Here is a 21,139-nt window from a genome sequence, read left to right as displayed (position 1 = left end):
AAACAAAGTTTACTTAATTTTCGCCTGCTTTACACCAACCAAACAACCAAGATAAAGCACCCGCAGCCATAAATGCTATAGAAAGGCTAGTTAGGTCAGAAATAAAGAATAAACTGCCACAAAGAATAAATGTAGCCCCTATTCCTAATAGGTATTGCGATTTCCGTTGTTTACTGCGCTGGGCTTTCAATTGCTGTGCAAGTTGCTCAATATTTGATTGCAAGTATTTATGTTGCTTTAGAGCGCCATAAATTAAATCCGGTAACTCAGGCATTTTTTCTGCCCAATAAGGTGCCTTTTCTTTCAGCGCCTGCGTAATTGCAGGTAAGCCAACTTGACTATGCACCCAATCTTCTAAAAATGGTTTTGCTGTTTTCCATAAATCCAGTTGAGGATAGAGTTGCCTGCCAAGGCCTTCTACATACAGTAATGTTTTTTGCAAAAGTACTAACTGGGGTTGTACTTCCATATTAAAGCGGCGTGCCGTATTAAATAAATTTAATAGTACATGCCCAAAAGAAATTTCTGCCAGTGGCTTTTCAAAAATCGGTTCGCAGACAGTACGGATCGCAAATTCAAAATCTTCGACATTGGTATCTTGCGGAACCCAACCCGAATCCACATGAAGTTCTGCAACCTTACGATAATCGCGATTGAAGAATGCAATAAAGTTTTCAGCTAAATAGCGTTTATCTTCTTTATTTAATGAACCCACGATCCCACAGTCAATGCCGATATACAGCGGATCTTCAGGATGTTCATAGCTGACAAAAATATTTCCAGGATGCATATCTGCGTGGAAAAAACTATCGCGAAACACTTGGGTAAAAAAGACTTTAACACCGCGCTCCGCCAATAGTTTCATATTGGTTCCCTGCGCTTTGAGTGCAGCAATATCTGAAACTGGGATCCCATAGATACGTTCCATTACCATGACATTTTCGCGGCAATAGTCTGGGTAGACTTCTGGAACATACAGCATAGAGCTATTTTCAAAGTTACGTCGTAGTTGAATGGCATTCGCCGATTCACGTAAAAGGTTTAGCTCATCAATCAAGGTTTTTTCATATTCGCGCACCACCTCTTTTGGACGTAAACGGCGACCATCAGGCAGCAAAGGCACCCAGTTTGCGATACGGTACATTAATTTAATGTCCGCTTTGATAATCGGTAAAATATCTGGACGAATGACTTTGATAACGACATCTTTGCCATTCTCTTTTAAAGTAGCAGTATGAACCTGAGCGATAGAAGCGGATGCAAGTGCTTGTTCATCAAAATGATCAAACCATTGCTCAAGTGCTCCACCTAAAGACTCCTCGATATAACTGCGCGCTAATTTGCCATCAAAACTGGCAACTTTGTCTTGTAGTAGAGAGAGTTGATCGGCTATTGCTGGTGGAAAGAGATCTCGGCGAGTCGATAACATTTGGCCAAACTTGATCCAAACTGGTCCTAACTCTTGTAATGCAAGGCGTAATCTTTCACCAATTTCTTTATCTTTGTGCTGATTTCTGATCCAAAAAAAACCTAACCGACCAATACGAAGTGGCAGCGTAAGTTTAATTTTGGGGATTAACTCATCTAATCCGTAAGAGAGAAAAACCCGAATAATGAAGTAAAGTCGTTTTAATTCACCGGGTGTCATTCTTCTCCTCCAACTGGCTTAAACGTTGTTCTAGTGCACTCATAGAACTATCAATTTGCTCAACTTCATCACTAAAATGTGCAAGTTCAAGTTGGCTTGGTGCCATTTTCCACTCTTCAATGAGTGCATCTTTAACATATGTTTTTTGGCGCTTAAGCAAATGAGATGCAAGACAAACACCTTTATTCAGCAGCTTACTCAACCCTTCCGCTGCAACATCACCAATATATGGTGATAGATAATGGGCTGGATTCCAAATCGCTAAATCTAGCAAGGAAGACCAATGTTGAACAATTTGCATATCCCCTTCAATCACGATATCACCGCGATTGATCAATTGAGATAATTGTTGTTTATCTTTGAGCTTCACTAACGTAAACAGCGAAGTTTTAATTGTGCAGTCTGCTGCTTCAGTCCATTCGCTCAATACATCAACATGATTTTCTGCAAAAATCAGAGTCAATGTTTTATTCAGCTCTTTTAATTCAATGGACATCACTTTACCCGCCAAACGCATTCTAGCGGGCTGTAGAACTTTTTCTTTAAACAGCATGTGGTTAAGAGACGTTTCCATCATGGCTGTCATTAAAGAATACAAAATCGTATGCTGGGTTTCAGCTTGTGCTGATGGCGCTTCCATCTTAGAATTTAAACCCTTTGTGCAATGCGACAATGCCACCGGTCATATTGGTATAAGACACTTGTTCAAAACCAGCGTTTTCCATCATCCCTTTCAAGGTTTCTTGATTAGGGTGCATACGAATTGATTCAGCCAAATAGCGGTAGCTATCCGGATCGTTGACGACCGCTTGGCCAATACGCGGCAAGATATGGAATGAATAAGCATCATAAGCTTTATTCAGAGGTTCAATAACCGGTTTTGAGAACTCTAAGACCAGTAAACGACCGCCCGGCTTTAACACACGGAACATTGAACGCAGCGCTTTGTCTTTATCTGTTACATTACGCAGGCCAAAAGAGATAGTAATACAGTCAAAATAGTTGTCTGGGAAAGGCAGTTCTTCTGCATTAGCTTGAACATAATTAACATTACCCACAATGCCTAGATCGCGTAATTTTTCGCGCCCCATTTTCAGCATAGAGTCGTTAATATCCGCCAGAACGACTTCCCCTTTTTCACCCACTAAGCGTGAAAATTTTGCGGTTAGGTCGCCCGTTCCACCTGCAAGATCGAGTACCCGTTGATTACGGCGCACACCACTTGCTTCAATGGTAAAACGTTTCCAGATACGATGAATACCAAAGGACATCAGGTCATTCATTAAATCATATTTTGATGCTACCGAGTGAAAAACATTCGCTACTAAGCCAGCTTTGTCCTCTTTGCCGACAGTGCGGAAACCAAAATCAATGGTTTCTTTCGTTGGTTCAGTCATTTCTCTTATGCCTGCTTATCATTCAAACTTTGTAAGAAGTGTAACAGCCTTTGAAGTAAAACCCTATTAGAACTCTACGATTCCGCACAATTAGGCGAATCTGACCTCTCAACAAGTTGAGGCTCTATAGGTTGTTTTATTTCTACCCCTAGCTCCTTAAAACTTTCTGCTTGGCTGATCAGATTACCTCGTCCTTGCGCAAGACGTTTCATCGCCGAGTAGTAAGTATTATTCGCTTTATCAAGACTGGAGCCTAAAACCTGCATATCATCAACAAATAAACGCAGCTTATCGTACATTTTCGCTGCTTTATCTGCAATTTCCTGGGCATTTTGCCCTTGCCGCTCATAGCGCCATAAATTATTAATTGTCCGAACCGCCACTAGCAAGGTGGATGGACAAACTAACATGATATTTTGTTTTATTCCTTCATCAAGTAACTCGGGGGCTTCTTTTAAAGCCAGCAAATATGCAGGCTCGATAGGAATAAACATTAAAACATAATCCAGTGAGCGGATCCCCGGTAACTGATGATAGTCCTTTCGGCTTAGCATTCGCATATGATTACGAATGGAAGCAACATGGCTTTTTAGCGCTTGCTGCTGCTCATCAGGATCTTCACTATTGAAATAGTGTTCATAAGACACCAACGACATTTTTGCATCAACAACCACATCTTTACCTTCAGGAAGGTGAATAATCACATCAGGTTGATAGCGACTATTATACCCTGTATTGACGCTAACTTGAGTTTCAAACTCACTGCCTTTTCGTAAACCAGACACTTCTAAGATACGTGTTAGGATAGTTTCTCCCCAATTACCCTGTATCTTGTTATCCCCTTTAAGAGCACGCGTTAGATTAACCGCCTCTTTAGTCATTTGGTTATTGAGCTGTTGCAATTGCCTAATTTCATAAGCCAGCGTATGCCTTTCTTTTGCCTCTTCACTAAAACTTTGTTGGACTTGCTGGCGAAAACCATCTAATTGTTCACGAAAAGGCGATAACATAGCCAATAAGCTTTTTTGTTGCTGTTCTGAAGCCCGACGTTCATTTTGTTCAAAAATACGGTTAGCCAAATTTTCAAACTGTGCCGTCAAGCGCTGTTCGCTATTTTGTAAAATCCGTTGTTTTTCTTCGTTAGCGAGTTGATTTTGCTCTAACCGGGTAATGACTTCACGTAATTCAGCCTCTTGCTCTCGATTAATATCGCGCTGGGTACGGAGCTCTTGATCAAGCCTATCATATTCCTCTTTCCACTGAGCAAGATGAATATTTTTTTCATCACTGGCAGCAAGTTGACGGTGGAGCTGTTGTAGTTCCTGATCTTTATGCGCAATTTTTTGCGCAATAGAGAACCACGTCACTAAACCACCGACTAAAATGCCACTCAACGCACCAATAACGGCATATAAAAGAGAGGTATCCACGATTAAATCCTTACTTTACAAAATCTAGTGTAAGGTAATGGGATACTGTATAAGTGTCCAGAGGTAATTTCATTTGCCGCCCTTTATTTGCGAGCCGCTTCGCAAGCTTTACTTAGCCTATCCAACTGGCAAACCATTTAAGTCCAAGCGCGCCTGGCGCAAGTATGCCAAATGCCCAGATCATCGCAGAGGCAATGTTAGCGAGCTGGAAATGGCGTTGCGGCATCGCACAAATACCCGCGACCAAAGGTACAACAGCTCTCAATGGTCCAAAAAAACGACCAAAAAAGATCCCCCAAATTCCCCAGCGATCAAAAAAACGCTGCCCTTTATCGATCATCTCAGGGTTACGGGAAATTGGCCACATTCTGCGCACGTTTTCTTTGTAACGAAAGCCAAACCAGTAAGAAAGCCAATCCCCAAAAAAAGCCCCTAATGCAGCAGCTAGCCAGACAGGCCAGAAAACAATATTGCTTTCACCTATCAAAGCACCAAGTGCCAACAAAATAACAGTTGCAGGTAAAAGAAGGGATAAGAAAGCGAGAGATTCACCAAAGGCGAGGAAGAAAATAATGGGTAGCGCCCAGACTTCATGTTCGCGAGTAAAGTCCGTCACAATGGTTACAATTTCATGGAGCGTCACAACACATTCCTATCATCAATGATTTTATCTATTACAGTAGCGAGAAACTGATAAATCAAGATTAAACAAAACAATAAATTAAGCTGTGTTATGTGATAAAGCGCTTGCTCACATAACATCAGCCAAATCGACATTAATTACTCAAGGAAGTGTTGTTGCAAATCTTCGCGCTGTTTCTGACCGAGACCAAAATCTGTTTCCAGCCATTTATCAATGTTACCATATTGTTTTTCAATGCTTTTTAGAGCAGTTTGCAAAAATTCTTCACGAACAGAGTACACATACTCAAACTTTTTCACGACACTTTCACTCATAGTTTTCGCATGTTCTTCAAGTAGATACTTGCGGTACGGTGCTAATGTTTCATTGGTGAGTAGATAGTCTTCCATAACGGTATCAAGATCGGCACCTAGAGCAAATAAAACCAACGCTGAACCCACTCCTGTACGATCTTTACCGACAGCACAGTGCTGTACAATTCCCCCTTTTTCTGGCTGCTGTAGCATATTAACCAGTTGATGGTATGCGGGGTTATTCAGTGGTAATAATTCATACAAACGGAACATAAATGCTTGAGGATCAAACTGTTCCAATATTTCTGGCGTGAGTTTATCTAAGTTTGCGGTCACTTCTTTTGCTAATGGATTCGCTGGAGCGTGGACGTAATGCGCCCCCTGCCAAACCACATCAGGTTTAGCAATAACTTCAACTTCATCACGATAATCAATAATTTGAAAAAGATTTTGTGATTGAAGAACCGACTCATCATCTTGCGTTAGGCGGTCTAATGCTCCTGAACGGAATAACACGCCGTGCTTGATTTTATTACCGTTTGATAACGTTTTTCCACCTAAGTCGCGGAAGTTAATGCCACCTTTTAGTGGCAGGACAGAAGGATGAAGATAAGGTGTTGTTGACATAATAATTCCTTTTTGCCCACAGCACACATTCAAGTTGCGTATAAGAGATGCAACCCAAATGATTAAAGGGCACATAATATTGATTGTTGTTTTTATGACAATAACAGATCTACCGAATAAGAGGATCAGTATATTTTCTGGAAATTCATTACAAATTGTTAAAAGTGCGGTGAGATAGTCGTTCGTGTGAATAATTGAGAGGGAAAACTAAGCCCGCCTATTGCCTTTCCACAACCGAGTGAATTTTAAATAGGCGAGCCAGTAAATCATTGATTACAGTAAGCGACGTGCCGCTTCAACAACAATACTCAGCACATTACCTTCCGTTTTCTTCAGGAGTGCTTCGTTTGGAATTTCTTGTTGTGTACGGTTAACAATTACGCCTGCAACCATGCCAGCACGCAGACCTTTGCTGCTCGAACACATGGTCAGTAATGTGGCGGATTCCATTTCATAGTTCATGACACCCATATCTTGCCACTCTTTCATCGAGCCTCTGAAATGACGCATAACACGTCCCGTATAGGTATCATAACGCTCTTGACCTGGGTAGAAAGTATCTGACGACGCCGTTACGCCAACATGAACCGTTGCTCCCGCATCTTTTGCGGCGGCAAACAATGCATTAGTACAATCAAAATCCGCAACTGCTGGGTATTCAAGTGGCGCAAAGTGCTGACTTGCGCCATCTAAACGCACCGCACCCGTGGTGACTAATACATCACCCACATTGATATCTTCTTGAATTGCACCTGTTGTACCAATACGTAAGAAGGTACGAATACCTAATTGTGCAAGTTCTTCAACTGCAATAGAAGTAGATGGACCACCAATACCCGTTGAGCAAACAATAACAGCTTTACCATCGAGCTCACCACGCCAAGACGTGTATTCACGTAATGAAGCAAGGTGTACAGGGTTATCCATCAGACGTGCAATTTTTTCAACACGGTTAGGATCCCCAGGAACAATCGCTACGGTTGCGCCCTGTAAGTCACTTTTTTTTAAACCTAAGTGGAAAACGTCAGACATATCAAACTCCTTTACACAATGGCATCATTGAATTAATTCGCTACTATTAATATAGCGATAAGCATAAGTTAATTTAGTGATGAAAATCACCTTTAATGAAAACAGCGTCATTTTATTTTCATTAAAAAGTGACTGACATCACAAAATAAGCTTATCAACGAAAGTCAAACTAAGATGCAATCAGTATAGATGAATTTATTTGATTATCGAAAAAAGCGCCTGTAAAGGCGCTTCAGACTGCTGACAAACATAACATGTTTGGCGACAGGTTGGATAGGTTATTGAAAATAAACAAGGAAAATCAATATATTGATTTTCGCCTGATAACACAAAGTGGGAAAAACCACGTTTTTATCCCACTTTGTCAACAACCTCAGCGCCTGTAAAGGCGCTTTGGTTTGGCAGATAAAAATTAAAGTACAATTTTAGAGAATGACATCAAGGACAAGGACGCCAACTAAACCAATCGCCCAAGCTATTGTTGTTGGAATAGACCAAACGATCATTTGTTGTTTCACGTCTTTAATCCCCATCATTCTGTTCACAACCCAATATAGGCTATCGTTGAAATAACCGAAGAACAGAGACCCCATTGTTGCTGCTTGCGCCGCAACCAATAAGTTAATATCAGGGATTTGGCTGATGATTGGTGCAGATATTGACGCTGCGGTGATCATCGCAACTGTGCCAGATCCTTGAATCAAACGAACCAATGTCGCGATAATAAAAGGAATTAATACGGGTGTAATCGGTAAGTTTGCAACCTGCTCTGCGAGAATATTACCTGTCCCACTATCACGTAATACCGCGCCGAGTGCGCCACCAGCACCAGTCACTAACAAGATGATCCCCGCCGCTTGTAAGCCTTCTTCCATACGGTCGATGACTTCTTCTTTTGTTGCTTTTGGCATTAATGTATATATTGAGATCAACACACTAATCGATAAAGCAATAATTGGCGCGCCCAAGAATTCAAATGTCTGGAAATACCAATTACCTTCCATTCCTTGGAATGATTCTGTCTTTAAAATCAAGCCATTAATAGCATTAATAAAGATCAATAAGATTGGCGTGGCAATCGGCAGCAAAGATAAAAATAAGCTTGGTAATGGTTTGTTTGCTTTTTCTTCCATGTAACGTGCGTGAACTTCTTTGAGATCTTCACTGCCCGTTTCATCTGGCATAAATTCAGGATATTTCCTCCCTAACCATTTGGCATAAAAAACAATTCCGATCACACAAGGAATTGCGAGGCTCATCCCTGCTAGGATCATCGCTCCAACATCAACACCAAAAATACCAGCAACACCTAAAGGACCTGGCGTTGGTGGAACAGTGTGGTGTGTAACAACTAAACCACCAGCAAGTGCAACCCCTAATGTTAATATGCTGCGCTTGCCGTTTTTTGCCAGTGCTTTTGCCAGTGGATATAAAATGACGAAAGCAGAGTCAACGAAGATAGGGATGCTGACAATATAGCCCGTAATTGCCAGCGCCCACTCTTCACGTTTTTTCCCCAACCATTTGATAAAGCTATAGGCGATTTGTTCAGCAGCACCTGAAACTTCCAGTACCCTTCCCATCATGACCCCGAGCCCGATAACAATTCCGATGCTACCGAGTGTTGACCCAAAGCCTTTTGTAATGACAGTTACCGTCTCTGCTCCTGTCAAACCACCACAAATCCCCGCGATTGCTGCGGCAATTAACATTGCCAATAGGGCATGCACACGCGTTCGTAATACTAAAAATATCAAGACAAATATGGCCACCGCAAGGCCAATAACAGGAATATAGGACATAGGCTATCTCCTATCTAGACGAGCCGTGGTGGGTGATAAATGAACGGATCGCATCACCAAACGAGCCATCTGCACGGAACCCTAAATCCAATGCACGGCTAATATCAAATTTGCCCGGCCAACTCGCCACAATACGGTTAATCGCCTCATCGGGTTCAAAACGGATAAGATCAACAACTTCTTGACCTGCAACATCACGTAATGCATCTATCATGCCTTGGACGGTGACGGTGATACCGGGCAAATTCACTGTCCGTGATTGACCAAATTTCTCTGCGGGAATGCTAATTGCATGAATAAAATTGCTAATGACTGTTTCTGGGCTTGATAACCATAACGCCAAGTCAGGTGAAACCGGGCAAACACTCTCAACCCCCTTTAAAGGCTCACGAATGATGCCACTTGCAAATGATGAAGCCGCTTTATTTGGTACCCCTGGACGAATACTGATTGTCGGTAAACGCATCACACGTCCATCTACATAACCTTTACGGGAGTAGTCATTCACCATCAACTCGCACATTGCTTTTTGTGCACCATAAGATGACTGTGGGTTCACAACGCACAAATCAGTGATCACATCAGGCAGCTGACCACCAAAAACAGCCAATGAGCTGGTGAACAAAAATTTAATTGCTGGGTTTTTCTCACGAGCCACTTCCAATAATTGGCGTGTTGCGTCGAAATTAACCTTCATGCCTAGGTCAAAATCACTTTCAGCATGGCTACTGACGATTGCAGCAAGATGGAATACCACATCCGTTTGCCCATCAATGAGTTTATTGGCTGCGCCAGCCTGAGTTAAATCTAAAGCGATACAACTCACTCTCGCATCTTCTACAGGCGATGTAGGGCAGTGAATATCAGCTAAAACAAGGTGGTCAAAATGTAAGCCCTGGTTATTTTTAAGCAAAGCAGCGGCTAGCTGCTGGCCCAGAAAGCCTGCGCCACCAGTAATAATAATTTTCATTGTAATTCTCCTTGCTATAGCCTTTTTCTAGCTATGCAGTTCTAGGTAAGATTATTGATGTTTTATGTCTTTATTAAATGAAGTTTGACGTTTTGTTCTGTTATCCTTTGCACCACATCAGCGGGTAACCGATCATCACAAACGATGTCGTGCAATTGATTTAGAGGGCAAACACGAAACATGCCATACTTGCCAAATTTGCTACTATCTGAAACCAACACACAACGTCGGCTTACATCCAGTAAAGTTTGTTTTATTTGTACTTTTTCTTCATGAGGTGTTGAAACACCATGTTGTAGATCCCATGAACTGGTACTGATAAATGCAATATCCACGTTCAATGTTCGCAACATCATCGCCGCAGTATTCCCAACACACGAATGGTTGCCTTTGTCCACTTGACCGCCCGTGTGGTACAAATTGAGCTGCGGCTTATCCATTAAATACTGCATAATGGAAAAATCATTGGTGACGATAGTTAAATTAAAGCGCTCACCAAGAACACGAGCGATTTCAAAGGTTGTTGTACCGGCATCGAGATACACAACTTGCCCATCTTCAACCAATGAACTCGCAAATTGCCCAATTTCACGCTTATGACGGTGATGTAATCGAGCCTTTTCCCGCCAAGGTAACTCTTGGTGCAATGCATCATTCAACTTAACGCCACCACTAATGCTCAGAACCTTTCCTTCTTCCTCCAACATACGAATATCGCGCCGTACAGTCATATGAGAAACATCCATTAGCTCAACCAAATCACCGATTGAAACAGTTTGGTGTTCATGCACGTAACGGTAAATAAAATCACGACGCTCAGAAGGAAGCATAGGTTCTCCTATCTATGAATTTGCTTGTTTAAGCCAGCCTAAGCCATCTTCGGTACGACCTGCTGGATAATATTCACATCCTAACCAGCCTTCATAACCCATTTTATCCAATTGTTTAAATATCCATGGGTAATTCACTTCGCCGCTATCCGGTTCATGACGATAAGGGACTGACGCTATTTGGATATGACTAAATTTACCCCATAAGCGCTCGATTGTTTTCAATAAATCACCTTCCATAATTTGGCAGTGATATAAATCCAACTGGATAAACACATTGTCACGATTAATTTCAGGTAATAATGCTTCAGCTTGCTTTTGCGTGGTTAAAAAATATCCAGGCATATCGCGGGTATTAATTGGTTCAATCAGTACACGGATCCCATGTTCAGCCATCACATCCGCAGCATGTTGAATGTTTTTGATAAAACACGCTTTTTGCTGTTCTAATGTGAAGCTTTCACTCACTTTTCCCGCCATAGCATGAACTTGTTTACAGCCCAATGCTTTTGCGTATTTGAGCGCCGTTTGTACACTTTCGGCAAATTCAGACTCGCGTCCCGGAAGAGATGCCATACCGCGCTCCCCCGCCGCCCAGTTCCCCGCAGGCATATTGAACAGCACTTGCGTTAAATTGTACTTTTCCAGTTCATTCGCAATTAAATTGGCATCTTCTCCATAAGGGAAAAGATATTCAACACCCTTAAAACCTGCATTCGCTGCACATTCAAAACGCTGCATAAAAGAGACTTCGTTAAACATCATGCTGAGGTTTGCTGCAAACTTTGCCATTTTTGCCTCCTTACTGTTGTGGATAACGACTTTCGAGCAGTTCGACTTGCTCTTGCGTTAATGTCGTAAAACCATGCGGGCGCAATGTGATATATAAGCGAGCCGTATCTTCCAGCTCTTCTGCATTAAAAAATGCTTGTCTTAATGTTTTTCCCCCCACAACGGGCCCGTGGTTAGATAGCAGTACTGCGTTGTGCGTCGGTGCTAATTTCGCAATTTCCTCTCCAATTCGGTCATCCCCCGGTGGTAAGTACTCAATTAGTGGCAGTTTCCCCACACGCATCACGTAATATGGCGTAATGGGTGGCAAGCAGTTTGCGGTATCTAATCCCGCTAAGCACGATAGTGCCGTCAGCCACGGAGAGTGTAAGTGAACAACTGCTTGGCAATCAGGGCGTTGTAGATACATTGCCATATGCATAGAGACTTCTTTCGTTGGCTTGTCGCCATCAATCCAATTTCCTGTTGCATCTAACTTACTGAGTTTGTTTGGGTCCAGATCCCCAAAACTGGAATTGGTTGGTGTGACAATAATGCAGCCATCAGGTAGCCTTGCACTTATATTTCCTGCGCCACCGCTACTGTATCCACGGTTAAACATTGACTTAGCCCAATCGACTAACTCTTGGCGCAGCGCCTTTTCATCACTCATTAAACATCTCCTGTGCGAACTGGAAGAAATTTTCTTGGCCAAAGTTGCCTGATTTCAATGCTAACCAGTTTCCGCTTGCTAAATCCTGTACCCATGGAACCCCCGGAGCAATCGGTGAGCCTATACTTAATTGCTCAGTACCAAGGCTTTGAACTACTTTGCCTGACGTCTCACCGCCCGCGATAATAAATGTATTAAACCCTTGTAATTGAAGTCGCTTCACTACTTCGCCAAATACATTTTCTACCGCACGGCTAGACTCCACAGCGCCATACTTTTCTTGCGTTTTCTTTAATAACTCCGGTGGCTGAGTTGCATATAACAACGGTGCTAAACCTGTAGATTGCTGTTCTTGAACCCAAGCTGCCAATGATTTGGCATACTCTGGGTTATTTAAGCATTCACCCACATCCAACGCTTTTGCAGGTGCTATTTGCTGGTAAACTTGTACTTGCTTGTTTGTCATAACAGAGCAGCTACCTGATAAAATCACCGTTTTTCTTGCTGAGCCAGACGGTTTTTCTCCTCGGCTTGTATTCCCCCCCCACACACATTGGCTATCAATGTTTGCCAGCGCTGCACCTAAACCTGAGCCACCAGTAAGTAATGGCATTGTTTTCACCGCACTCGCAATTGGCAATAAGTCATCCATCGTAATGGCATCGATAACCACATAATTGACGCCTTGCACAGCAAACGCCGCTAGCTGTGCACGGATTGTGTCGCCCCCTTGTTGTACATCTGCCAGTGAAATTAAACCTGCTTTCCCTTTCGACTGTTTCTCCATAACACGCAATAAATTTGCATCTGTCATGGGTGTCACTGGATGATGTTGCATTCCGCTTTCATTAAGCAATTGACCATTAACAAATAAATGCCCATGAACAACGGTTCTGCCATTGATAGGCAGTGCTGGACAAATAACAGTTAAATGCGTATTCAACTGTGCCATTAATGCATCGGTGACTGGGCCAATATTCCCTTTTTTTGTCGAATCAAAAGTTGAGCAATATTTAAAGAAAATTTGCTGACACTGCGCTTTTTGTTTAAGCCAGTTACATGCATTTATTGAAGCGCTAATCGCCTCATCAACAGGGCAAGAGCGACTTTTTAAGCTAACAATAATCGCATCAACATCATGAGGCACAATGGTGTTCTCGTCGGGCTCGTTCAATAGTTGAACCACTTTCCAACCGTTTTGTACCATAAAGCCCGCAATATCTGTCGCACCGGTAAAATCATCGGCAATCACGCCTAACTTCACTGTCATGCTTTTTTCTCCGGTAAAGTAATTCCTTTAAATGTTTTAATAACTGCACTGTCATCTTGCTGGCCAAAGCCTTCATTACTCGCAGAAATAAACATTTGATGAGCGGTAGCAGCAAGTGGAAGTGGGAAATTTAATGCTTTCCCTGTTTCCATCACTAACCCTAAATCTTTTACAAAAATATCAACGGATGACTTTGGTGTGTAATCACCATCTAATACATGTTGCATGCGGTTTTCAAACATCCAAGAGTTCCCAGCAGCATGGGTGACAATGTCATACATCAGATCAAGGTCGATCCCTGCTTTTGATGCTAGTGCCATGCTTTCTGCCGCAACGGCGATATGCACCCCTGCAAGTAATTGATGGATAGTTTTTACTGTTGATCCTAAGCCAACGGCGTCCCCAACGCGGTATAGGCGCTCAGAAATGGCATTAAATACAGGCTCCAGTTTGTCAAATAATGCAGGTTCACCAGAAGCCATTACGGTGAGTTTGCCTTCAGCAGCTTTAATTGCACCACCTGAAATTGGTGCATCCACCAGCGATAATTGATAATGTGCGAGACGCTTTGCAATTTGCTTAGTTTGCTCAGCCGCTAAAGTGCTATGTAAGACAATGATTGTGCCGGGGCGTAGTTGCTCAACAAGTGGCTTATCGCCCGCAAACAAAATCGTTTCAACTTGGCGACCATTTACCACGACAAATAGCAAAGCCTCGATTTGCTGTGCATAATCAGCGGCATTTTGACTCACCGCTTTTGCCCCACTAGATAATAAGCTTTTACATGCTTCTTTATTTAAATCAAATCCATAGGTAGGAATATTATTTTTTATTAAGGATTGCGCTATCCCCATTCCCATAGATCCAAGGCCAATAACGCCAATATGATTAACGAAATTTCCCATCATGATCCCTAATGTTGTTAATCTTCGTGATTGCTTTAAATTTTCACATAACGAAATTCACAAACACATGACCAAAATCACATTAACAACAATATAAAAAACAACCAAAACAAACGCAATCAATTGAAAATAAACAAGTAAATAAAAAAATTATTACTAGATGCATTCACAAGAATATGTGATAAAAAATGTGACATTGGCTGTAATTATTCACATTTTCCATACATTCCATCACATCGTTTTTAAATTAAATTGCCATAATTCCCCCCATTTTCATTGACCTGAAAAATAAATTGATCACAATAGCGACCTACAATTTTTCAAATAATGCTCCATACTATGAGTGAGAGCATCAATTGGCATGTAACTTAGGAGTCAAAAATGGGGCTATTAGATCAAATGTTAGGCATGGTTGCAGGGGATAAAATGCAACAATTTCAATCTGTTATTAAGTGGATTGAAAACCAAGGTGGCCTTTCTGGTGTCATCGATAAATTTAACGAGCAAGGCTTAGGTGGCATTATTACTTCGTGGATTAGCGAAGGCGTCAATTTGCCGATTGATGGTAGTCAATTAATGCAAGTTTTTGGCAACGTCAATATCCAAGAGCTCGCACAATCTGTAGGCTTAGATACACAATCAACATCAGATTTAATCGCCAAATACCTCCCTCAACTGGTTGATAGTGCAACACCCAATGGCGAGATCCCAGAGAACCTCGACCTAGCCTCTATTGGCATGAATCTGTTGAAATCCAAATTATTTGGTTAATCCATTAACCTTCTGTGTCTCCTAAAGGGCAGGTTTCCCTGCCTCAGGTTGTTGACAAAGTGGGATAAAAGCGTGGTTTTTCCCACTTTGTGTTATTAGGCGAAAATCAATATATTGATTTTCCTAGTTTATTTTCAAAACCTATTCAGACTGCCGCCAAACATGATATGTTTGTCAGCCGTCTGGGGCAGGTTTCCCTGCCTTTTGTTATTTCAATTAAGATGTGTGCTCATTTCTCAACAATTTTGCCGCTTGTACCATATTGGCTAGCGCTTGACGGGTTTCAACCCAACCACGAGTTTTTAGTCCACAATCTGGATTGACCCATAAACGCTCAACAGGGACACGGCTTGCTGCTTTTCTGAGCAATGCAACAATCCACTCCACATTTGGTACATTCGGTGAGTGAATATCATAAACACCCGGTCCAATTTCATTTGGATAATCAAAATCTTCAAATGCATCCAGTAATTCCATATCTGAGCGTGAAGTTTCAATGGTAATCACATCAGCATCCAGTGCCGCGATGGAATCCATAATGTCATTAAACTCGCAATAACACATATGTGTATGGATTTGCGTGTCATCTTCAGCAATGGCTGCGCTCAGCTTAAAGGCATCAACGGCCCATTTTAAGTATGCTGTCCATTCATTTCTACGCAGTGGCAAACCTTCACGTAAAGCGGGTTCATCAATCTGTATAATACCGATACCCGCTTTTTGTAAATCGTCCACTTCATCACGCAGCGCAAGTGCGATTTGTTTTGCAATGGTTTCACGGCTGACATCTTCGCGGGGGAATGACCAGCATAGAATAGTGACAGGCCCCGTTAACATGCCTTTAACTGGTTTTTCCGTTAAAGATTGCGCATATTTCGCCCATTCCACGGTAATTGCCTGCGGACGACTAATATCGCCAATGATCACCGGGGGTTTTACACAGCGTGAGCCATAGCTTTGTACCCAACCATTTTGAGTAAATACATAACCCTCAAAGTGTTCACCAAAATACTCAACCATGTCGTTACGTTCTGCTTCGCCGTGTACTAACACATCAATGTCCAAAACCTCTTGCTCTTTGATCGCTTGTTTGATGTGTTCGCTGATATTTGTGCGGTAATAGGTTTTATCCACATGACCTTTTTTGAAATCTAATCGTAATGTTCTAATTTCACTGGTTTGAGGGAAAGAGCCAATCGTCGTTGTTGGCCATAATGGTAAGTTAAAACGCTTACGTTGGCGCTGGGCACGTTGTGGATATGGGCTAGTACGCTCACTATCCCCTTGGCGGATTGCCGCTAAACGTTGCGCGACCGCAATATTATTTACGCGAGTTGAGGTTTTACGAGCACGAATTGGAGCACTGTATGTTTCTAATGCAGCCACATTTGCTTCAGTGGGTTGATTCAGAGCATCACTCAACAGCGAGAGTTCTTCGCATTTTTGTAACGCAAACGCAAACCAGCTTTTAACTTCCGTATCTAAGCGAGTTTCATCATTTAAATCAATGGGGCTATGAAGTAATGAACAAGATGTGCCCACCCACACTGAACGTTTACCTAACAACGGTTTTACTTGGGCAAATTTCTCACCAAGGTCGGCTTTCCATACATTACGTCCATTAATCACTCCCAGTGATAACACCCAGTCAGCAGGTAGTGCTTGATGCAGTTGTTCCACATCATCGGAGCCCGCCACAATATCGACGTGTAGCCCCTGCACAGGTAACTGTTTGATGATATCTAAGTGATGATTAATACCATCAAAATAAGTTGTTAACAGCAATTTTGTTTGACCCGATAATGCTTGATAGGCCGATTGATAAGCCTGTTGCCATTCAATTGGTAAGTCCAGTACCAATGCGGGTTCATCGATTTGTACCCACTCAATCCCTTTCTCGGCTAAACGCGCCAATATTTCTTGGTAAACAGGTAATAACTCATTCAATAGGGATAAACGGTCAAATGGTTCACCTTTCACCTTGCCTAACCACAGGTAGGTAATTGGTCCAATAACCACGGGTTTAACCCGATGACCTAATGCTAACGCTTCATCGACCTCATCAAACAATTGGTTCCAAGATAGCGCAAATTTTTGCCCTTTTTGAAATTCAGGCACAATGTAGTGGTAGTTGGTATTAAACCACTTTGTCATTTCACTCGCTGGTGCTGGTGCCCCTGTTGGCGCGCGACCACGAGCGACTCTAAATAAGGTATCTAAATCAATAGAGCTATCTTTATTTTGATGGCGTGGCGGCACGTTGCCTAATAGTAGACTGGTTGTCAGGATTTGGTCATACCAAGCAAAATCACCCACCGGTAATAATTCTACACCGGCTTTTTTTTGCTGTTCCCAGTGGCGAATGCGCAGCTCATGACCCACAGCTAAAAGTGCAGATTGGTCAATCTTTCCTGCCCAATAATCTTCTTGTGCACGTTTTAACTCTCTTTTCAGACCAATGCGTGGAAAACCAAGTGTATGATTTATAACAGACATATTGACCCCTTAAAATATTTAGCCGTCTAGATGTTTACACATCTATAATCAACAGGTACTGTATAAAGCACAAGCGCAAATATTTCATTGTCTCCGTGAAGGTTTCTCATGATCGAATTAAAACATTTAAAGACATTGCAAGCACTCAGCCAGTACGGTTCATTAGCGGCCACAGCGACACACTTGCATCAAACGCAATCGGCTCTATCACATCAGTTTAGTGATTTAGAGCATCGGTTAGGCTTTCGCTTATTTGTACGAAAAAGCCAACCATTACGGTTTACGCCGCAAGGGGAAGTTTTATTGCAATTAGCACAACAAGTGCTGCCATTAGTGAAAGACGCCATTCGAGTCTGTAATGAACCGGGGATTTGTGCTCTGCGTATTGCTATCGAGTGCCACAGTTGCATTCAATGGCTAACACCTGCATTACAACAATTTAGGCAAACTTGGCCACAGGTAAGTGTAGATTTTAAATCAGGTGTGACTTTCGACCCGCAACCTGAATTACTCTCAAGGGAGCTCGACCTTGTGATGACGTCAGACATTTTGCCTGATCAAGGTATTCATTACACACCGATGTTTGATTATGAAGTGAAATTGATTGTTGCGAGTGACCACCCACTTGCGAAGAAACCACAAATTAAGCCCCACGATCTGGCGGATGAAACCTTGCTGCTCTACCCTGTACAGCGTGAGCGTTTCGATGTTTGGCGCCACTTTTTGCAACCTGCCGGTGTTTCACCTAACGTGAAAAATGTGGATAACACATTAATTTTAATCCAAATGGTCGCAGCCAAAATGGGTATTGCTGCATTACCTCATTGGGCAGTAGACTCCTTTGAAAAACAAGGATTAATTAAGACCAAGACGTTAGGAAGCGGTTTATGGAGCCGACTGTACGCTGCATGCCGTGAAGGAGAGCAACGCCAGCCAGCGATCGAAGCCTTTACTGAGACTGCGACAGATCACGCGGTGGAGAACCTTTCTTATGTGAAGCCCGCGAAAGTATCCAGCGCTTATGCACCCAAAGAGAAGCAATTATTAAGCTCGATCCAATGGTAAAGCTCAACCAATTAGGATGTTGCTGCCAAATGGCGAAATTCACTAATAGACCTGCTGGAACCATCATGTTATTCATGATAGCAAGGGTTCCAGCATCCACTTTTGTCGCCCCATAATTCCACATAAAATAACCAATACCCGATGCAGCGATACCAAGCCACAGCAACACACCCCATTGGAGATTTGTCGTTGGCATCATGGACTTATTACCAAACAATAACCAGCCGATAAACGCAATGAGCGTTGCGCCAAGGTAGAACCATGAAAAAGCTTGATGTTGAGGGATCGGATATACCTCCATCAAACGCTTATATCCCACCTGCCCGATAGCAAAAAAGATATTGGCTAACTGTACAAGCATAAGCCCTAGCCAGAAGGAGCCGCTCAGATGGTCATAGCGAATAATTGCTGCGCCGATCACCGCCAGTAATGAGCTAAATAAATACCCTTTACGCAGTGGCTGCCCCTCTAATAAATCATAAACTAACGTGACATACAGCGGCGTTAATACCGTGAATAGTAAAAATTCCGCCACTGTAAGGTATTGATATGCATGAAAAACAAATAGATACATGATCCCAAGCTGGCAAGCGCCCACTAACATGTATAGTGAAATCACTTTAGCACTAAAGCGACGCCAGCGAAGAAAAGGTAGGAATACCAGTGAGGCAAGGCCAACACGCACCAGCACAGAGAACCAGCTATCGACTTGACCTGCTAAATATTCACCAATCAAACTAAAAGACGCTGCCCAAAGCAGCGTCGTGATAACGAGTAACCACATAAGACTATACTTTATCTCAAGCTAAAGAATGTTGAGTAGAATACTCGGTTTTTCATATTAATGCTCTTTTTCAATCAGCACCGCTTCTAATAAATCTAAGTCAATCAACAAAGATTGCAGCGTCTCATTACTGATTTTTTTCGTGGCACGTAAGTGATAAAGCTCACCACGCTCAGCACGCAGCGCAGTCAAACGGAAACGACGCTCAAGGTCTTCAATTTGCAAGTTATGTTCCATTTCATCTTGCTCTGCTGTGCGGCGTCTCAGATACCCCGTAACGCGAGAGGCAACCTCGCTGATATCTTCTGAGTCGAGCTTTTCGTCCACATCCGCAGATAAACGCTCTTCCATTTTATTTAAACTGACAATCGCCACTTCCGCCATTTTGGCCTTCGCCATACGAATTTCGTTAGCATCCGCTTCTTTGTCACTCACTTTAAAATTACGTAATAATAATGGCAGTGCAATGACCCCTGCAAAAATGGAGAACAAAATGACCCCTGCTGCGATAAACACCAATTGATAACGAGCAGGGAATGGTGAGCCATCGGTTAAAAACAGTGGAATAGAGAGTACACCGGCTAAAGTAATTGCCCCGCGAACTCCCGCAAAAGAAGCCAGCCACAGTTCACGCACAGTATAGTTAGCAAATTGCAACGGTTTTTTCTTTAAAAACAAACGGCTAAATCTTTTCATCAGCCATAGCCAACAAAAACGCAGCAATAATAAGGCAAAGTAAATAATGGCAACAGCGGCAAACAGCATCCATGTTTCAACACTTGGATCGAGATCTGCTTGAATGACTGAAGTTTTCCAGATCCCCGGCAATTGCAGTCCTAACATGATGAAGACTAAACCGTTAAATACAAACTCCAACATCGACCAAACACTATCTGCACGCAGACGCATCGCCAATGGCGCATTGCGGATCACGCCAGATTTAGTGATAGTCATCCCCGCAGCGACTGCGGCTAAGATACCTGAAAAACCAATGTGTTCTGCAATCATATATGAAGCGAATGGCAGAAGTAGCATAAAAACAATTTGCGTCGCAGGATCATCACCACTCCAGCGACTCATTAAGCGCAAGGATTTACTGTACAACCAAGTCACAATAATCCCTGCCAATAATCCCCCCACGGCGACTTTGAAAAATTCAATGGTTACCCCTGATGTACTAAACACCATGGTGCCCATAGCAATTGCGACAGCGAATTTTAATGCCACCAGACCTGAAGCATCATTCATTAATGCTTCACCTTCGAGGACACTCATCATCCGTTTAGGAATACGCCCTTTCCCTACGATGGAAGATAACGCAACCGCATCCGTTGGCGAAAGCACCGCAGCAAGGGCAAATGCGGCAATCAGTGGAATACCCGGCATTAACCAGTAAATTAAGTAGCCAATACCAATCACAGTGACTAGTACCAACACCAGTACAAGAATAAAAATCTCCCGCCCATTTTGGAAAAATTCACGGGTGGGTGTTTTCCAGCCATCAACAAACAGCAAAGGCGGGATCAGCAGAACCATAAACAGTTCGGGATCAAAGGTCACATGTAAGCCAAATTGTGGCCAAGCCAGCAATGCACCAATAGCGATTTGAATAAGTGGAAGCGGAATACGGATAGGAAGAATTTTAGCGGCAACCCCTGAAACAGAGACGGCTAAAATCAAAATAAGTATGGTAAAGAAAATTTCCATGTTGCCCTTACTGATTAACCAAACG

Annotated in this window: 19 protein-coding genes; 2 read left to right on the top strand and 17 right to left on the bottom strand. The window is 42.5% G+C overall.

Annotated elements, in window-relative coordinates; all coding sequences use genetic code 11:
• Window positions 1–13: 13 nt before the first annotated feature.
• The 14 genes from ubiB to ltnD all read right to left on the bottom strand — a co-directional run bounded on the left by ubiB (window position 14) and on the right by ltnD (window position 14,291).
• Window positions 14–1,648 carry a ubiquinone biosynthesis regulatory protein kinase UbiB gene (gene ubiB, locus AB6N04_RS19275; RefSeq protein WP_369309830.1) on the bottom strand — a complete coding sequence of 545 codons (1,635 nt, stop codon included), beginning with the start codon at window positions 1,646–1,648 and terminating at the stop codon, window positions 14–16.
• The gene (locus tag AB6N04_RS19270; protein ID WP_369309829.1) at window positions 1,635–2,288 is read right to left on the bottom strand and encodes an SCP2 domain-containing protein; all 654 of its coding nucleotides are present in this window, start codon (window positions 2,286–2,288) and stop codon (window positions 1,635–1,637) included. The genes ubiB and AB6N04_RS19270 overlap by 14 nt, the downstream gene beginning before the upstream one ends.
• A gap of 1 nt (window position 2,289) precedes the next feature.
• Window positions 2,290–3,045, bottom strand: a complete 756-nt coding sequence (gene ubiE, locus AB6N04_RS19265; protein ID WP_369309828.1) for a bifunctional demethylmenaquinone methyltransferase/2-methoxy-6-polyprenyl-1,4-benzoquinol methylase UbiE — start codon at window positions 3,043–3,045, stop codon at window positions 2,290–2,292.
• Window positions 3,046–3,119: 74 nt separating this feature from the next.
• The gene (rmuC, locus tag AB6N04_RS19260) at window positions 3,120–4,475 is read right to left on the bottom strand and encodes a DNA recombination protein RmuC (RefSeq protein WP_369309827.1); all 1,356 of its coding nucleotides are present in this window, start codon (window positions 4,473–4,475) and stop codon (window positions 3,120–3,122) included.
• A 112-nt stretch (window positions 4,476–4,587) separates the two neighbouring features.
• A complete protein-coding gene (locus tag AB6N04_RS19255; protein WP_369309826.1) occupies window positions 4,588–5,118 on the bottom strand; it encodes a DedA family protein in 531 nt (176 codons plus the stop codon).
• 137 nt (window positions 5,119–5,255) lie between these two features.
• Entirely contained in the window at window positions 5,256–6,038 is a 783-nt protein-coding gene (locus AB6N04_RS19250) for a tyrosine-protein phosphatase (protein ID WP_369309825.1), read from the bottom strand.
• Between the two features lie 273 nt (window positions 6,039–6,311).
• Entirely contained in the window at window positions 6,312–7,070 is a 759-nt protein-coding gene (gene udp, locus AB6N04_RS19245) for a uridine phosphorylase (protein WP_206086341.1), read from the bottom strand.
• Window positions 7,071–7,495: 425 nt separating this feature from the next.
• Complete coding sequence (locus tag AB6N04_RS19240) at window positions 7,496–8,872, bottom strand: GntP family permease (RefSeq protein ID WP_369309824.1); 1,377 nt, start codon at window positions 8,870–8,872, stop codon at window positions 7,496–7,498.
• A 10-nt stretch (window positions 8,873–8,882) separates the two neighbouring features.
• Window positions 8,883–9,842 (bottom strand): D-erythronate dehydrogenase, encoded by a 960-nt coding sequence (denD, locus tag AB6N04_RS19235; RefSeq protein ID WP_369309823.1) that lies wholly within the window; start codon window positions 9,840–9,842, stop codon window positions 8,883–8,885.
• Window positions 9,843–9,904: 62 nt separating this feature from the next.
• A complete protein-coding gene (locus AB6N04_RS19230) occupies window positions 9,905–10,672 on the bottom strand; it encodes a DeoR/GlpR family DNA-binding transcription regulator (RefSeq protein ID WP_369309822.1) in 768 nt (255 codons plus the stop codon).
• A gap of 12 nt (window positions 10,673–10,684) precedes the next feature.
• Entirely contained in the window at window positions 10,685–11,464 is a 780-nt protein-coding gene (gene otnI, locus AB6N04_RS19225) for a 2-oxo-tetronate isomerase (RefSeq protein WP_369309821.1), read from the bottom strand.
• Window positions 11,465–11,474: 10 nt separating this feature from the next.
• The gene (locus AB6N04_RS19220) at window positions 11,475–12,116 is read right to left on the bottom strand and encodes an aldolase (RefSeq protein ID WP_369309820.1); all 642 of its coding nucleotides are present in this window, start codon (window positions 12,114–12,116) and stop codon (window positions 11,475–11,477) included.
• Window positions 12,109–13,386 carry a 3-oxo-tetronate kinase gene (gene otnK / locus AB6N04_RS19215; RefSeq protein ID WP_369309819.1) on the bottom strand — a complete coding sequence of 426 codons (1,278 nt, stop codon included), beginning with the start codon at window positions 13,384–13,386 and terminating at the stop codon, window positions 12,109–12,111. Before otnK ends, AB6N04_RS19220 begins: the two co-directional genes overlap by 8 nt.
• Window positions 13,383–14,291: an L-threonate dehydrogenase gene (gene ltnD / locus AB6N04_RS19210; protein WP_369312194.1), complete on the bottom strand. Its 909-nt coding sequence runs from the start codon at window positions 14,289–14,291 to the stop codon at window positions 13,383–13,385. Before ltnD ends, otnK begins: the two co-directional genes overlap by 4 nt.
• A 381-nt stretch (window positions 14,292–14,672) precedes the next feature.
• Here ltnD and AB6N04_RS19205 point away from each other — a divergent pair, with 381 nt between their 5' ends.
• Window positions 14,673–15,062, top strand: a complete 390-nt coding sequence (locus tag AB6N04_RS19205; protein ID WP_369309818.1) for a YidB family protein — start codon at window positions 14,673–14,675, stop codon at window positions 15,060–15,062.
• Between the two features lie 216 nt (window positions 15,063–15,278).
• Here the strand turns inward: AB6N04_RS19205 and metE are convergent, their stop codons facing one another.
• On the bottom strand, window positions 15,279–17,558 hold the full coding sequence (gene metE, locus AB6N04_RS19200; protein ID WP_369309817.1) for a 5-methyltetrahydropteroyltriglutamate--homocysteine S-methyltransferase: 2,280 nt from the start codon (window positions 17,556–17,558) through the stop codon (window positions 15,279–15,281).
• 108 nt (window positions 17,559–17,666) lie between these two features.
• On the opposite strand from metE, the gene metR reads away from it, so the two are divergent.
• A complete protein-coding gene (metR, locus tag AB6N04_RS19195) occupies window positions 17,667–18,623 on the top strand; it encodes an HTH-type transcriptional regulator MetR (RefSeq protein WP_369309816.1) in 957 nt (318 codons plus the stop codon).
• Here the strand turns inward: metR and AB6N04_RS19190 are convergent.
• Window positions 18,508–19,407: a carboxylate/amino acid/amine transporter gene (locus AB6N04_RS19190; protein ID WP_369309815.1), complete on the bottom strand. Its 900-nt coding sequence runs from the start codon at window positions 19,405–19,407 to the stop codon at window positions 18,508–18,510. The two genes, metR and AB6N04_RS19190, sit on opposite strands and share 116 nt — an antisense overlap.
• 57 nt (window positions 19,408–19,464) lie before the next feature.
• Entirely contained in the window at window positions 19,465–21,114 is a 1,650-nt protein-coding gene (locus AB6N04_RS19185; protein WP_369309814.1) for a Na+/H+ antiporter, read from the bottom strand.
• Window positions 21,115–21,139 lie beyond the last annotated feature (25 nt).

This window comes from Providencia rettgeri (assembly GCF_041075285.1).
Classification (GTDB): Bacteria; Pseudomonadota; Gammaproteobacteria; order Enterobacterales; family Enterobacteriaceae; genus Providencia; species Providencia rettgeri_G.
Note: the sequence above shows the minus strand (reverse complement) of the source record. Positions and strands in the feature narration are given on the sequence as shown.